This is a genomic window from Kribbella sp. NPDC104218, from assembly GCF_055584105.1.
Genome location: NZ_JBVJMQ010000001.1, coordinates 1,066,677 through 1,080,993 on the forward strand (window position 1 = coordinate 1,066,677; position 14,317 = coordinate 1,080,993).

Below are 14,317 nucleotides of genomic sequence, written 5' to 3' on the forward strand. Positions count from 1 at the left end.
TCCTACTTGTCTTGGCTGTGGTCGTACCTGGTGCAGGTGGTGTCATATCCGCTCCAGCAACTCGTTCGCCAACGCCTTGCCGAGGGACTCCGGGTCGTCGACCGCTCCGTTCGCGGACAGTCGCCGGACGCCGTCGTCCTGGCCGAGCGCGCCCCGGAGCCAGAGCTCGGGGCCGTCCTCACCCTCGACCACCTCGGCGAGCGCTCCGACCGGAGCCGTGCACCCTGCCTCGAGTGTGGCCAGCATTTGCCGTTCCGCCGTCACCGCTGCCCGGGTGGCCGGGTCCTCCAGCGGGGCCAGGGCGGCCAGTACCGCGGTGTCGTCCGCCCGGCACTCGATGCCCAGGGCACCTTGTCCGGGAGCGGGCAGCACCTGGATCGGATCCAGGGTCTCGGTCACCTCGGCGAGCCGTCCCAACCGCGACAACCCTGCCCTGGCAAGCACCACCGCGTCCAATTTGCCTTCGGTGACGAATCTGATCCGGGTGTCCACGTTGCCGCGGATCCCGGTGCACCCGACGCCCAGGCCGAGCGCGTCGAGCTGCGCGACGCGGCGCGGCGAACCCGTGCCGATGACGGCGCCCGGGGGCAGCTCGCCCAGCGTCAGGCCGTCGCGCGCGATCAGTACGTCCCGCGGGTCCTCGCGGACCGGGATCGCGCCGAGCGTCAGGCCCTCGATCGGAGCGGTCGGCAGATCCTTGAGCGAGTGCACCGCGATGTCGATCTCGTCGGCCAGCAAGGCGTCGCGCAGCGCGCTGACGAAGATGCCGGTCCCGCCGATCTGCTCCAGCGGCGCCTTGTTCACGTCACCGGTCGTGGTGATCAGCACCAGCTCGACCTCGTGACCGAGGCCCCGCAGCTCGTCGGCCACCAGCGTCGCCTGAGCGGTCGCCAGCGCGGACCTCCTGGTCCCCAAGCGGATCATGCGTGCTCACCTCCACGCGCCTTCGGCGTCGTCACCGCGTCGACGGTCGCCTGGTCCAGGGCGAACAGCTCGCGCAGAGCGTTCGCGTACGTCGGTCCGCCGGGATCCGCGGCCAGCTCCTTCACGCGGACCGTCGGGTTGTGCAGCACCTTGTCGACCACCCGGCGGATGGTCCGGGCGACCTCGTGCCGCTGGGCGTCGTCCAGGCCGGGCAGCCGGCGCTCGAGCCGGGCCAGCTCGGCGTCGACCAGCTCGCTGGCCATCGCGCGCAGGGCGACCACGGTCGGCGCGACGGACGCCGCCCGCCGGGTCGCCTCGAACGCGCCGGTCTCCTCGTGGACGATCCGGCGGACGTCCTCGATGTCGTCCTCACTACCGCCGGCCGTGCCGGCCAGGTCCGCGAGGGTGACGAGTGTGACGCCCGGGATCCGCGCTGCCTCGGGAGCCACGTCGCGCGGCAGAGCGACGTCCAGGACGCCGAAAGCCCTGCCGTCACTGGCGTTCCGGATCATCTCGGCGGTCAGGACGACGCCGCGGGCGCCGGTGCAGGAGACGACCAGATCGGCGTCGGCGAGCGCGTCCGGGACCTGCGCGAGCTGGATCGCCGTCCCGCCGATCCGCTCGGTCAGCGCGACCGCGCGCTCATAGTTGCGGTTGGCAATGGTCACGCTCCGCGCGCCGCCGTTGATCAGCGTCTGCGCGGCCAGCGAGGCCATCGAGCCGGCGCCGACGATCAGCGCCCGCCGGCCCTCGAAACCGCCGACGGCGTCCAGCCCGGCGGAGACCACCGAGCGGCCGGCCGAGTCGATCCCGGTCTCGGCGCGGGCCCGCTTGCCGACTCGCAACGCGTGCTGGAACAGGGCGTTCAGCTCGGTGCCGATCGTCTCCAGGTCCTGGCCGACGCGCAGCGACTCCTTCACCTGGCCGAGGATCTGGCTCTCCCCGACGACCATCGAGTCCAGCCCGACGGCGACCTGGAACAGGTGCGCGACCGCGCCCTCCTCGAAGTGCACGTACAGGTGCTCGGCCAGATCGATCAGCGGGACGCCGGTGATGTCGGACAGGATCGCGGTGACCTCGTCCATCCCGGCGTGGAACCGGTCGACGTTCGCGTAGACCTCGGTGCGGTTACAGGTCGCCAGGACGGCGGACTCCGTCACGGCCGGCGTGTGCTGGACGGCGAGCGCGAGCTTGGTCGCGGCGTCCGGATCCAGGGCGACCCGCTCCAGCACGGTGATGTCCGCGGACCGGTGGCTGATGCCGACGACGAGATAACTCATGCGCTGACACCCCCGCCCACGGCCGGCAGATCAGGGGTCAGACCGTTGGACGTCGGCAACTCGGGCACCTGGGGGAGCGCCACCTCTCCGGACTTGCGTTGTTCGTGGTACGCCAGGATCTGCAACTCGATCGAGAGGTCCACCTTGCGGATGTCGACGCCGTCGGGCACGGACAGCACCACGGGCGCGAAGTTCAGGATGCTGGTCACCCCGGCCGCGACCAGCCGGTCGCAGACCTCCTGGGCCGGACCGGCGGGGGTGGTGATGACGCCGATCGAGACCCGGTCGGCCTCGACGATGTCCTCCAGCTCGGCGAAGTCGCGGACCTCCATGTCGCCGATCCGCTCGCCGACCAGGTTCGGGTCGGCGTCCAGCAGGGCGACGATGCGGAAACCGCGCGTCCCGAAACCGGAGTAGTTGGCCAGCGCGTGGCCGAGGTTTCCGATCCCGACGATGACGACGGCCCAGTCCTGGGTGACGCCGATCTCGCGGGCGATCTGGTAGCGCAGGTACTCGACGTCGTAGCCGACGCCGCGGGTCCCGTAGGAGCCCAGGTAGGACAGGTCCTTGCGCAGCTTCGCGGAGTTGACGCCGGCCGCGGTGGCCAGGTCCTCACTCGACGCGGTCGCGATACCACTGTCCGACAAGGCGGTCAGCGCCCGCAGATAGACCGGCAAGCGCGCGACAGTCGCCTCGGGAATGCCGCGTTCGGTCCTCGTCGGCGGGCCGGGGCGACGGCTGCTGGCACGCGTCACAATTCTCCTGGGGGTGGATCTCATCCGCCGCGTTCAGTACCCTGCGGCTCCTCTTACTCTAGGAGCTTGTGAACGTGAGAACAAAATCGGCGAACCCCGAGGTGACAGCAGTCACGTGAGAGCGGTGTGGTACACGCGCTAACGGCCCCGGCGGCGGAGCCGATCGAGCAGGCCCGGTTTCGGGGTCCCGAGCGCCTTGCGCAGCCGCTCCGCGTCGACGCGCCAGAAATCGTGCTGCGCGCCGTCGACGAACGTCACCGGGATCTGCTCGCCGTACTCGGCGTACAGCCGCTCGTCCTGGGTGATGTCGACCTCGGACCAGTCGGCGCCGGTCTCGGCGCAGACCGCGACGACCACGGCCCGGGCGTCGTCACACAGGTGACACCCGGGTTTGGTGTAGAGGGTGACGCGGCTCAACTCTCCGCCCGGAGGCGGCCCTTGGCGACCTTGCCGGTGACGGAGTGCGGGAGCTGGTCGACGACCTCGATCTCGCCGGGGCATTTGAACCGGGCCAGCCGGGTGGCGGCGTACGCGGCGACGGCCCCGGTGTCGAGCGTGACGCCGGCCTCGGGGACGACGAACGCCTTGATCGCCTCACCGGTCTCCTCGGCCGGGACGCCGATCACCGCGGCCTCCAGGACGCCGTCGGCCGCGACCAGCACGTCCTCGACCTCACTGGGGAAGACGTTGAAACCGGACACGATGATCAGCTCGCGGAGCCGGTCGACCAGGAACAGGTCGCCGTCGCCGTCCAGGAAGCCGACGTCGCCGGTGCGGTACCAGCCCGCGCCGTCCGGGCCGTCGGCGCCGTCCGGCCAGTAACCGGAGAAGAGGTTCGCGCCGCGGATCAGGATCTCGCCGGGGTCGTCGCCCTCGACGTCCTCACCCTGCTCGTCGGCGATCCGGACCTCGACGTTCGGCAGCGCGCGGCCGACGGAGCCGGGCTTCGGCTCGTGCTCGTCGAGGGTCGTGGTGACGCCCGGCGAGGCCTCGGTCAGGCCGTAGCCCTGGTGCACGTACAGGCCGGTGACCTGCTCGAAGCGGTCGGCCAGGGTGCGATCGAGCGCGGAGGCGCCGGTCAGCACCACCTTGACCCCGGCGAGCGCCGTCCCGAGCTCCTCCTGGGCCAGCAGCGCGTGCAGGGCCGGCGGCGCGAGCGGGAGCCGGGTGACCTGGTGGGTACGGACCAGGTCGAGTGTGTGGGCGGCGTCGAAGCGCCGGTCGATGACCAGGGCCGCGCCGGTGGCGACCGTCCAGCCGAGGACGGCGTTCAGGCCGAAGGCGTGGAACATCGGCAGTACGCCGAGGACGACGTCGTCCGGGCCCATTCGGTCGGGGCCGAGGGCGGAGAGATTCTTCACGTTGGAAATCAGTGCGCGGTGCGTGAGCATCGCGGCGCGCGGGTCGCCACTGGTCCCCGAGGTGTACAGCAGGACCGCGAGGGTCTCCGGGTCGATCGTCGACTGTAACGGAGCGTCACCGACGAGCTCCCCCGGCGCCGTCGTCCGGACGCCCTCGACGAGCCCCATCAGCTCCGCGTCGGCGATCGCCAGGCGGGCCCCGGAATGCTCGACGACGGTCGCCACCTCGGGTCCGGTCAGACCGGTGTTCAGCGGCACGGCGACCAGGCCGGCGCGAAGAACGCCCAGGTAGGAGGTGACGAACTCGATGCTGTTGGCAAGTAACAGCAGGACCCGGTAACCGGGTACCAGACCGGCCGCGGCGAACCCCTTCGCGGCCTGGTCGACGGCCGCGTCGAGCTCGGCCCAGGTCAGCCGCCGGTCACCGTCGACCAGCGCGACCCGATCGCCGTGACGTCGCGCTGTGTCACGAAGCAGGTCCGCGAAATTGATGTCCACCCGCTGAGTCTGCCACGCCTGGTTCCGGTGTCCGGGAACCGGTCGGCTCGCGCGGAACGGTTGCAGCAGAGCGTGACGGGAGATATACAAGTGATCTCGCGGATCGTGCTTCTGCTGAACCTCACACTGCAGAAACCCGTTCCGCGCGGGGAGACCATGCGCGACAACCCCACAGCAGGCTGCATTGCGTCATCAGGTGGTGACGGGAGCAGTCCGCTGGCGCATTCGTGACGAACGACCGACGGGAAGGCGGCACGCCACAAGCTGTTGACAGCGAGTGCTGCAGGCATGACGCTCAGTGCTCGTGTTGTCGATCAGCCGCTGTGGCCATGCGCGGATGTGTCAGACGACGTGTCTTTCGAACGGGGAGAGATCTTGACGACGCCGGAGCCAAGTCCGGACGGGATGCGACGGGCCGAGCTCGTCGATCGCGCTCAGGCTGGAGACGTCGGTGCCTTCGGTGAGCTCTACGACGAGTACTCGCTCACCGTCTATCGCTACATTTACGCTCGGGTGTCCTCATCGGCGCTCGCCGAGGACCTGACCAGTGAGACGTTCGTCCGGGCGCTGCGCGCGCTGGACTCGTTCCGCTGGCAAGGCCGGGACTTCGGCGCCTGGCTGGTGACGATCGCCCGGAACCTGATCACCGACCACTACAAGTCCGGCCGGGTCCGGCTCGAGGTGGTCACGGACGAGATCGAGACGCACGACCGGCAGACCGAGGGGCCGGAGGTCGACGTCCTGGCCGCCGCCACCGCCGAGGTACTGCGGGACGCCGTCGCGAACCTGCCCGACGAGCAACGCGACTGCCTGACGATGCGGTTCTTCGCCGGTTTGTCGATCGCGGAAACGGCCAGGGCGCTGGAGAAGTCCGAAGGCGCCGTCAAGCAACTGCAACTGAGGGCCGTCCGGCACTTGGCGAAGGTTATCCCCAAGGACTTGAGGTGAGGCGGATGACAACGAATGTCTTCCGTAACCCGTCAGCGAGTTTCCTCGTTCTCTCTCATGAGGACCCGTCGGTAATCCCGGCCGGCCATTGAGGAGAACGAACATCATGAGTGACCTACACAGGGCTCGAGCGCGCGCGGAGACCTTCGCGCACGCCGTTGATCACGGGCCCCGTCACTCTTCGCGACTGAGCGATGACCCGGAGCTAGTGGAGGCTGTAGAGCTCGTCGGACGGCTGAGGACCGCCGGCGCAGTGGCACCCCGCCCGGAGTTCAGCGCCGAGCTACGGCACCGCCTGCTGGAACAGGCGGCCGCCCGCGCGGCGACGACGACTCCGACGATGGTGCGCAGCATCCCGGAGAGCCCCGAAGACCCACCCAGTGGCGAGGACGTCGACGCGTCCGTGACAGATATCCGCCATCGTTACGGCCGGCGCATCCGGCTCGTGGCCAGTACCGCCGCGCTCGTCCTGCTCGGGGGTGGCATCGGTTCTGCCGCCGCCGCTCAGCAGGCGATGCCCGGTGACACCTTGTACGGGATGAAGCGCAGTATCGAGAACGTGGCGACCAACGTGGGGATCGGCGACGACTCCCGCGGCCGGCGCGATCTCGAGCACGCCAAGACCCGGCTGTCCGAAGTCCAGGCGCTCGCCGAAGCCGGCGGCTCCGTGGCGACCATCAACAGCACGCTGGACGACTTCTCCGCGCAGGCCCGCAAGGGCGTGTCCCGGTTGGTCGCGTCGTACCAGCAGGACGGCGACCAGAGCTCGATCACGGCGGTCTCGGCCTTCATCACCAGCGCCCGCCAGGGGCTCGGTGAGCTCGCGCCGAAACTGCCGCCGGAGTCGCTGAAGTCGGCGGTCGAGGCCCTGGCCACGATCGACCAGCTGGCCGGGCACACGACGGCCGCCTGCCCGAAGTGCGACAAGCCGAAGCCGGCGAAGAACCAGCCGGCGGTCCCGACCGTGGTCGACGAGCCGGGGAAGAAGCCCTCGGCGAAACCGTCCGCCTTGCCCTCCAGCAAGCCGACCAGCGGTTCGCCGAGTGCCAAACCCAGCACGACGCCGCCGCCGGTCCCGAACACGACGATCGTCGGCGAGCAGCAGAGCCCGCCGCCGACCAACCTGAAAACCCCGCCCAACCCCTCGGCGTCCAAGCCCACCGGCACCCCCTCGGGCCCGCCGACGGCAACCCCGTCGACAACCCCCTGGCCGTGGCCCTTCCCGACCTCGAGCCTCCCCCCACTGATCAACATCCCCGGGCTGCTGCAAACCTTGCTGCCACCCTGGAAGTGACTCAGTACCCCGAAGAAGCCCGGCCCCCGGCCGGGCTTCTTCCTTTTTCTGGTAGTGGATCCGGGCCTAGTAGTGGATTCGGGCTCGGACGGCGCGGTGGTCGGAGTAGTTGGCGGCGTGGTCGGCGCCGGTGAAGTGGGCGTCGGCCTGGCCGGCCTCCTCGAAGGTGATCGTGTGGACGGCGGTCACGTTCGGCAGGCCGTTGGGCTTCTTGGCCCAGAGGTAGTCGATCCGGTTGCTGCCGCCGATCGTCCAGTTGTTGTTGAGGCACTGACCGCGCGGAGCGGTCACCTGGCCGCAGTGGTCGTACATGACGTCGCGGAACCCGCCGGCCGCGCCGAGGTCGCCGTTCGTCTGCCGGTACCAGCCCTTCCAGTCGCCCGGGCTGCCGGCGGTGATATTCGCGTCGCCACCCCAGATCATCAGGTCGCCACCCCAACCGGAGACCTTCTCGGACGCCTCGCGGGCGTTCTCCGCCGCACACGGATGCCCGCCGCTGTTGTTGGTCGGCCAGTGCGTCGACGCGACGGTGACATTCTTGTCGGCCAGGTTGTCCCGAAGCTTCAGCCGGATCGCCTCCGCCCGGCTCTGCCCGGTGTTCTCGCAGCCGTTCGTACCGTCCCGGTCGGCCTTCCAGGTGTCCTCCTGGAGCACGTCGAACCGGCCGGTGTCGAAGATGATCGCGGTGGTCTGCTGTTTCTTCTCACCGTTGCAGCGGGCCGGCTGTTCCGGCGGCTGCGGGTTCGCGATCCGGCCGGCGTAGTCGCGGTTCAGCTTGGCTTCCATGGTGTTGATCAGCAGGGTCAGCTCGTCGCGGTTGCTGATCTGCTGCACCAGGAAGATGTCGGGGGCGGGGTCGGCGCGCTTCATCGCGAAGATGAGGTCCTGCCAGTCCCCGGGGCAGTCGGCCGTGGTCGTCTTCAGGTTCTCCACGTTGTTCGTGTAGACGTTGACGTAGTCACGGCGCGGCGCCTCGGCGGCGGTCACGGTTGCCGGCGCGGACACCAGCAGGCCGACGCCGAGCGCGGCGGCGGCCAAGGGGCGGAATGAGACAGACATGTCCGCAGGCTAATGCCGCCCCGGAGTCAGAAGAAGACGCTGCGGCGCTGGACGAGCAGGGTGTAGAGGGTCTGCTGGATGGTTTCGCGGACCTGGTCGGTGACGTTGAAGACGAGCATCGGGTCGTCGGCGGCGCCGTCCGGGAAGTCGTCGGTGCGGATCGGCTCGCCGAACTCGATCAGCCACTTCGACGGGAGTGGGACCATGCCGAGCGGGCCGAGCAGCGGGAAGAAGGGCGTCACCGGGATGTACGGGACGCCGACCAGGCGAGCGAGGGAGGCCAGGTTCCCGACCAGGGGGTAGATCTCCTCGGCGCCGACGATCGAGCAGGGGACGATCGGGACGCCGGTGCGCATCGCGGCCGAGACGAACCCGCCGCGGCCGAAGCGCTGGAGCTTGTACCGCTCGGAGAACGGCTTACCAAGACCCTTGAACCCCTCGGGCCAGACGCCGACCAGGTTGCCCTGGCTGAGCAGGCGCTCGGCGTCGTCGTTCCCAGCGAGCGTCGCGCCGCCCTTGCGGGCCAGCTCGCCGACGAACGGCGTCCGGAACACGAGGTCGGCCGCGAGCGTCCGCAGCGGACGGCCGGTGTGGTCGGCCACGATCAGCTGGGTGATCAACCCGTCGAGCGGCATCGTCCCCGAGTGGTTCGCGACGATCAGCGCGCTGCCCGTGTCCGGGATGTTCTCCACCCCACGCACCTCGACCCGGAACCACTTCTCCGCCAACGGCCGCAACAACGGCAACAACACCTGATCGGTCAGATCCGTGTCGAACCCGAACTCGTCAACCTCATAAGCCCCCGTCAGCCGCCGCCGCAAGAACGCCAGCCACTCCGCGACCCGCCGCTCCCCCTCGTCCCCGAACAACTCCCGAACCCCACGCTCGAGCGCCGCAAAATCAAGCTCACCCAAGAACCCCGCCGGATCAACCCCCCGATCCCCGACCCGCGCACCGCCACTCTCCGCCGTACGCACGCCGTCGGCATCCGGCGACTGCCGGTCCGCCACGGGCACGTCGTTCACCGGCAGCTCGGTGACCGGCTCCTCGGTGACGGCAGGCTTCTTCTTCGGCTTCTTGGGTTTGGCGGTGGGGCCGGCGAGGGAGCGGGCGGCGGCTGAGGGGGTGGTGCGGCGGTTGCCGCGGCCGGGGCGGCCGGCGGAGCCGATGGGGATGATGTCGGCGTCAGCCACGGAGCGCTCCGAGGCCCATCGAGAGCAGGGCGGAGGCCTGGCCGGTGAGGCCGGGGGTGAGGGAGGCGCGGAAGTCGTCGAAGGCGGCGGCGGTGGTGTACTTCGGCTCGAAGCCGAAGACGGTGCGCATCCGGGTGGTGTCGACGGCCCGGCCGTAGGTCAGGAAGGTGATCTGGTCGGGTGAGAAGTCCGCGAGGCGGGCCCGGCGGACGACGGCCGCCGTACTCGAGGCGGTGAAGGAGGGCAGCCGGAGGACCGGGCGGCCGAGCCGGCGGATCGCCTGCGAGAGCACCAGGACGCCGTCACCAGCGAGGTTGAAGGTGCCGGGCAGCTCGTTGACGGTCGCCCGCCGGATCGCGTCGATCCCGTCGTCCTCGTGCAGGAACTGCAGGCGCGCGTCGTACCCGAACACGGTCGGGACGACGGGCAGGCCGAAGTAGCGGGTGATCGGGGAGTCGGTCTTCGGGCCGATCCAGTTCGCCATCCGCAGGGTGGTCACGCAGACGTCGGGCCGGCGCCGGGCGAACCCGCGCACGTACCCCTCGACCTCGACCGCGTCCTTGCTCAGGCCGGTCTGATGGATCGCCCGCGGCGCCATCTCCTCGGTGAACATGGCCGGATCCCGCGGGCCCGCGCCGTACACCGTGGTCGACGACTTCACCACCAGCTTGGCCACGCCGGGCGCCTTCTGACAGGCGGCGAGCAGCTGCATGGTGCCGATGACGTTGATCTCCTTCATCGACGACCGGCCGCCGGCGCTGCCCGGGGTGGCCACCACACCGGTGTGGACGACGGTGTCGACGTCCTCAGCGGCGATCACTTTCGCGATCACGGGGTTGCGGATATCGGCCCGGACGAACCGGACCCGGCCGAGCTCGGCCCGTGGCGGCACCACGTCGACGCCGAGCACCGTGCCGATCGACGGATCGTCGGCCAGTCTCCGCGCACAACGAGCACCGGCGTCTCGCGAGACGCCGGTCACCATCACCACCTGTGCCACAGGAGACCCCCAGCCAGACAGCAACCCCACTTGCCGCCGCACCGAACCGGGGGCGGCGGGAACTGCCTACTTGCCGAGCTTGCGGCGCTGAACCCGCGTCTTCTTCAGCAGCTTGCGGTGCTTCTTCTTCGCCATACGCTTGCGGCGCTTCTTGATTACGGAACCCACAGTGGACCATCCAAACTCAAAGAGAACGTCGGTGCAGCTTACCCGTAGGTCACCGCGTGGACCTAAAGGAGTCCCTGGGTAGGGTGGAGATCACGTCTGGGGAGGCAAGTTGAGCACTGCTGCGAAGGCCAGGTACGACGGTCTGGCCGACTGGTACGACGACCGCTTCGTGATCGGAGCCGAGCCCCATCAACCCGGGCTCCTGGAGTTGCTCGGGCCGGGCTCCGGGCCCTGTCTGGACATCGGCTGCGGTACCGGCCGCAACTTCGAGACCATCCGCGCCAGCGGCCGCGAGGTCGTCGGGCTCGACTACTCCACCGACCAGCTGCGCCTCGCGCGCACCCGCACCGACGGCCCGCTGATGGTCGGCGACGCGGCCGCGCTCCCGTTCACCGACGAGTCGTTCGACACCGCGATGGTGATGTGGATCTCGACCGACGTCGACGACTTCGCCGCCGTCCTCACCGACGCCGCCCGCGTCCTCCGCCCCGGCGGCGCGCTGATCGTGTACGGCGTCCATCCCTGTTTCAACGGGCCGCATGTCGTCTACAACGAGGACGACGACAGCCGCACCATCCACAACACCTACCGCCGGCCCGGCTGGCACGACCCGGCCCCCTGGTGGGGCGAGGACGGCATCCGCCACCACATCGGCATGAGCCACGTCCCCCTCGCCCACTACCTGAACGCCCTCCTCGCCACCGGCCTCACCCTCGAACACTTCCTCGAACCCGAAGGCCCAGTCATCCCGCACAGCCTCGCCGTCCGCGCCCGCAAACAGGCCTAGACGTGGCGTACGCCGTCTTCGTCGCCGGCCTGGCCGCCGTCCTCGCGGGGCTCACCTGGTTCGCCAAGTGGGCCAAGGGCCGCGGGTCCGACGGCGTGGCCGGCGCGGTGGCGGCGTACGAAGAGGCCTACCGGCCCACCTCGCATCACGCGCACCAAGAGCAGCGCGCCGCCGCCGAGCGGCGCGCTGAGCACGGCTCCCCCGACGACCTCTGACCAGGCGACCGTAAGGACAGGAGGTAGTGGGGGATTCGGGCCGCTGTGGTGGGGGGTTGAGCGTGGGGCGGGCGGGTACCTCCTGTTGTTAGTGCAGGAGGTCGGCGATGGGGCCTAGTGTGAGCAGGCCGGTTTGGGCGCCGGCGTGTTCGGTGGCCGCGGGTGCCAGGGCGGCTCGGGCGCGGTCGAGGGCCGGTGCCGAGCCGGCCGTTCGGGCTGCGTGGGCGATGAGGGCCCAGTAGGCCTCGAGGAATACGCCGGGTGGCGGGTCCGGGATGTGGAGCAGCAGGTCGGCGGCGCGCGATTGGTTGCCGTTGGCAAGTTCTAGAATCGGTTGCAGCCAAGGGGTGTGCGGCCCGTAGTCGGCATCCGCGATCGGTTCGCCGCGCCGGATGGCCTGGGTAGCGAGGGCGAGTTCGAGTAGGCCGTCGTGGAGACCGGGCATGGCGGCGGTTGGGTAGGCGGCGACGCGGTCGTAGTTGTCGGCGCGGAGCGCGGCGTACCAGCCGGTGAAGACGCCGACGAGTGGCGCGTCGTGGCGCGCAGACAGTTCGTCGGCTGCCGCGGCATGCCGGTCCGCGGCGCTGTAATCGGCAACAGCACAAGCCGACTGGAGCCGGATCAGCCGACCGAGCACCTCGTACGCCGGGAGCGCATGCCGCGACGCGAGGTCGACGAGCTCGGTGCCGATCGCATCACGCGTGGGCGCCTGCCCGGCTTGGCGAAACGACTGCATGTAGACGCCGTTCAAAGCGAACGCGAGGACGGCCGGATCGTCGAGCTCCCGAGCAAGCCGTTCGGCCTCACCGGCAGCTGCGAGTGGGCGCTCGCTCGTAGAACCCCTTGATTCCAAGGCGATCGTCGCCAGCAGCCGAGCCCGCACGGCAGGATGATCCTGCGTCGGCAACACCCGCTCCGCAGCCCGTACGACGGCCGCCGCATCCGCCTCGTCGTCGGACCGCGTCCAGTTCGCCGGTACGTCGTACGCGCCGATCACCCGGGCGACAAGATCCGGGTCACCCAGCTGCTCAGCCGCGGTGATTGCGGCCAGCCGATGCTGCCGAGCCTCCTGAAGCCCACCCGACACCGCGATGCTGCGCACCAAGCCGACAGTCGACTCCAGCCGAGCCTTCGGACCCACAGTCCGCTCGTACGCCGACCACACCGACCGAGGCTCCAGATGCGCAGCCTGGTTGAGGATGTCGGCCTCCAACTGCACCAATCCCGCATTCGGGTCAATCCCCAGCTGCGACACCAGCATGTCCCGAGCCCGCCGCAGTACGGCGAGGGCGTCAGCCTGGCGACCAGTGCGGTACAAGCTGAGCGCCAGCAGCCGCCACCCCTCCTCCCGCCACGGGTGTTCGATCACATGCGCATCCAGCCCGGCCGCCACCTCCGCCGCCCGACCGGCAGCCAGGCGCTCTTCGGCCAACCGCTCCACGGCCAGTAACCGCAGCTCCGTCAGCCGGGCCCGCTCCGCTCGTGTCCAGGCCTCATCCGCGAAATCGGCGTACGCCGGACCCCGCCAACAGCGCAGCGCATCCGCGAACGCGCCAGCGGTGACAGCAGCTTCGAAACGCACGGCGTCCACGCGGTCGGTCCGCAGCGCATATCCGGGCCCCTCAGTCACCAGGACCCGAGCCGGTGTGCGCGGCGCCCGGTCCGGCTCCAGAGCTCGGCGGAGCGCGGCGACGAACGTCCGCACTGCGCTCAGCGCGCCGTCCGGAGGGTCCTCCCAGAGGTCGGCCACCAACCGCGTCGCCGGGACGACTCTGCCGCGAGCGATGATCAGCCGGGCCAGCACCGCCCGATGCCGCGGCCCTTTGAGCTCCACCGGCTGGCCAGCGTCGTCCCAGGCCACCACCGGCCCGAGCACCCCAAACTCCACCCGGTCACCGTAGCGTGCTCATCCAGCGCTCATCCGGCTCAGAAACGCTGGTCCGGTGAAGATCAACGGATTCGACTACCACCAGCTCCCGGGCATCGACGGCGTCACTCTGAACGTCGCAGTCGGCGGCTCCGGCTCACCGATCGTCCTCCTGCACGGCTTCCCGCAGACCCACCTGATGTGGCGTCACGTCGCCACCGATCTGGCCGCGCAGCACACCGTCATCTGCCCGGACCTCCGCGGCTACGGCGACAGCTCCAAGCCCGCCGAGGGCTACTCCAAACGCGCTATGGCCGCCGACATCGTCGAGGCGGTCCGCGCGCTCGGCCACTCCAGCTTCGCCCTGGCCGGCCACGACCGCGGCGCCCTCGTAGCCTTCCGCGCCGGCCTGGACCACCCGCAAGCAGTCACCCACCTGCTCATCCTCGACGTCCTGCCCACGCTCGACATGTGGTCCGTCATGCACGGCACCTCAGCCGCAGTCGGCTTCCACCTCTACCTGATGGCTCAGCAGCCCGGCCTCCCCGAGCAGCTCATCGCAGGCGCCCCAGACGCCTTCTTCGGCCACTTCCTGGACAGCTGGACCAAGAGCCCCGACGCGATCCCCCAAGACATCCGGACGGCGTACATCAACGCCTGCCGGGACGCCGTCCCTTCGATCGTCGCCGACTACCGGGCCTCCGCCACCGTCGACGTCACCCACGACGAAACCGACCGGGACGCCGGCAGCCGGCTCCAGATGCCGGTCACCGTCATCCAGCAGGACTGGGGCGCCGCCCTCGGCTTCGACGCCCAGGCGCTCTGGAAGGCGTGGGCCCCCGACCTCGACCACCAGCTGACCACCGCCGGTCACTTCCTGGCCGAGGAGGACCCGGGCGCGGTCGCCGCCGCGATCGAGCAGCTCCTGACGCGGCGGACATGACGAGGCGGCCGGCCCCTGATCGGGA

At 70.0% G+C, this 14,317-nt stretch carries 15 protein-coding genes; 5 read left to right on the forward strand and 10 right to left on the reverse strand.

The genetic code is table 11. The features are described 5' to 3' along the window. Positions 1 to 42: 42 nt before the first annotated feature. The 5 genes from hemC to ACZ6ZD_RS05110 all read right to left on the reverse strand — a co-directional run bounded on the left by hemC (position 43) and on the right by ACZ6ZD_RS05110 (position 4,818). Positions 43 to 924, reverse strand: a complete 882-nt coding sequence (gene hemC, locus ACZ6ZD_RS05090) for a hydroxymethylbilane synthase (RefSeq protein WP_465668483.1) — start codon at positions 922 to 924, stop codon at positions 43 to 45. Then, positions 921 to 2,204 (reverse strand): glutamyl-tRNA reductase, encoded by a 1,284-nt coding sequence (locus ACZ6ZD_RS05095; RefSeq protein WP_465668485.1) that lies wholly within the window; start codon positions 2,202 to 2,204, stop codon positions 921 to 923. Before ACZ6ZD_RS05095 ends, hemC begins: the two co-directional genes overlap by 4 nt. After that, positions 2,201 to 2,959, reverse strand: coding sequence for a redox-sensing transcriptional repressor Rex (locus ACZ6ZD_RS05100; RefSeq protein WP_465668487.1), 759 nt, complete (start codon positions 2,957 to 2,959; stop codon positions 2,201 to 2,203). The genes ACZ6ZD_RS05095 and ACZ6ZD_RS05100 overlap by 4 nt, the downstream gene beginning before the upstream one ends. A 138-nt stretch (positions 2,960 to 3,097) precedes the next feature. Further along, positions 3,098 to 3,376, reverse strand: coding sequence for a glutaredoxin family protein (locus ACZ6ZD_RS05105; RefSeq protein ID WP_465668488.1), 279 nt, complete (start codon positions 3,374 to 3,376; stop codon positions 3,098 to 3,100). Further along, complete coding sequence (locus ACZ6ZD_RS05110; RefSeq protein WP_465668490.1) at positions 3,373 to 4,818, reverse strand: class I adenylate-forming enzyme family protein; 1,446 nt, start codon at positions 4,816 to 4,818, stop codon at positions 3,373 to 3,375. The genes ACZ6ZD_RS05105 and ACZ6ZD_RS05110 overlap by 4 nt, the downstream gene beginning before the upstream one ends. 375 nt (positions 4,819 to 5,193) lie before the next feature. On the opposite strand from ACZ6ZD_RS05110, the gene ACZ6ZD_RS05115 reads away from it, so the two are divergent. Next, positions 5,194 to 5,766 carry a sigma-70 family RNA polymerase sigma factor gene (locus tag ACZ6ZD_RS05115; RefSeq protein WP_238355311.1) on the forward strand — a complete coding sequence of 191 codons (573 nt, stop codon included), beginning with the start codon at positions 5,194 to 5,196 and terminating at the stop codon, positions 5,764 to 5,766. Between the two features lie 253 nt (positions 5,767 to 6,019). Further along, positions 6,020 to 7,060: a DUF5667 domain-containing protein gene (locus tag ACZ6ZD_RS05120; RefSeq protein WP_465668492.1), complete on the forward strand. Its 1,041-nt coding sequence runs from the start codon at positions 6,020 to 6,022 to the stop codon at positions 7,058 to 7,060. Positions 7,061 to 7,126: 66 nt separating this feature from the next. Here the strand turns inward: ACZ6ZD_RS05120 and ACZ6ZD_RS05125 are convergent, their stop codons facing one another. From ACZ6ZD_RS05125 to ACZ6ZD_RS05140, 4 genes are all read right to left on the reverse strand, one after another. Continuing rightward, the gene (locus tag ACZ6ZD_RS05125; protein WP_465668494.1) at positions 7,127 to 8,119 is read right to left on the reverse strand and encodes a hypothetical protein; all 993 of its coding nucleotides are present in this window, start codon (positions 8,117 to 8,119) and stop codon (positions 7,127 to 7,129) included. Between the two features lie 26 nt (positions 8,120 to 8,145). Further along, on the reverse strand, positions 8,146 to 9,312 hold the full coding sequence (locus ACZ6ZD_RS05130; RefSeq protein WP_465668496.1) for a lysophospholipid acyltransferase family protein: 1,167 nt from the start codon (positions 9,310 to 9,312) through the stop codon (positions 8,146 to 8,148). Then, the gene (locus ACZ6ZD_RS05135; protein WP_465668498.1) at positions 9,305 to 10,312 is read right to left on the reverse strand and encodes an NAD-dependent epimerase/dehydratase family protein; all 1,008 of its coding nucleotides are present in this window, start codon (positions 10,310 to 10,312) and stop codon (positions 9,305 to 9,307) included. Before ACZ6ZD_RS05135 ends, ACZ6ZD_RS05130 begins: the two co-directional genes overlap by 8 nt. A 66-nt stretch (positions 10,313 to 10,378) precedes the next feature. Beyond that, positions 10,379 to 10,480, reverse strand: coding sequence for a 30S ribosomal protein bS22 (locus tag ACZ6ZD_RS05140; protein WP_008356322.1), 102 nt, complete (start codon positions 10,478 to 10,480; stop codon positions 10,379 to 10,381). Between the two features lie 109 nt (positions 10,481 to 10,589). Between ACZ6ZD_RS05140 and ACZ6ZD_RS05145 the strand changes: the two genes are divergently transcribed. Both ACZ6ZD_RS05145 and ACZ6ZD_RS05150 read left to right on the forward strand, forming a co-directional pair. Continuing rightward, positions 10,590 to 11,267: a class I SAM-dependent methyltransferase gene (locus ACZ6ZD_RS05145; RefSeq protein WP_465668500.1), complete on the forward strand. Its 678-nt coding sequence runs from the start codon at positions 10,590 to 10,592 to the stop codon at positions 11,265 to 11,267. 2 nt (positions 11,268 to 11,269) lie between these two features. After that, a complete protein-coding gene (locus ACZ6ZD_RS05150) occupies positions 11,270 to 11,482 on the forward strand; it encodes a hypothetical protein (protein ID WP_465668502.1) in 213 nt (70 codons plus the stop codon). An 88-nt stretch (positions 11,483 to 11,570) separates the two neighbouring features. Here the strand turns inward: ACZ6ZD_RS05150 and ACZ6ZD_RS05155 are convergent, their stop codons facing one another. Beyond that, entirely contained in the window at positions 11,571 to 13,370 is a 1,800-nt protein-coding gene (locus ACZ6ZD_RS05155; protein ID WP_465668504.1) for an AfsR/SARP family transcriptional regulator, read from the reverse strand. Positions 13,371 to 13,425: 55 nt separating this feature from the next. Between ACZ6ZD_RS05155 and ACZ6ZD_RS05160 the strand changes: the two genes are divergently transcribed. Beyond that, positions 13,426 to 14,292 carry an alpha/beta fold hydrolase gene (locus ACZ6ZD_RS05160; RefSeq protein WP_465668506.1) on the forward strand — a complete coding sequence of 289 codons (867 nt, stop codon included), beginning with the start codon at positions 13,426 to 13,428 and terminating at the stop codon, positions 14,290 to 14,292. Positions 14,293 to 14,317: the final 25 nt, after the last annotated feature.

Coding starts and splice junctions, on each gene's coding strand:
- hemC (WP_465668483.1), bottom strand. CDS start 924: ATGATCCGCTTGGGGACCAGGAGGTCCGCGCTGGCGACCGCTCAGGCG.
- ACZ6ZD_RS05095 (WP_465668485.1), bottom strand. CDS start 2,204: ATGAGTTATCTCGTCGTCGGCATCAGCCACCGGTCCGCGGACATCACC.
- ACZ6ZD_RS05125 (WP_465668494.1), bottom strand. CDS start 8,119: ATGTCTGTCTCATTCCGCCCCTTGGCCGCCGCCGCGCTCGGCGTCGGC.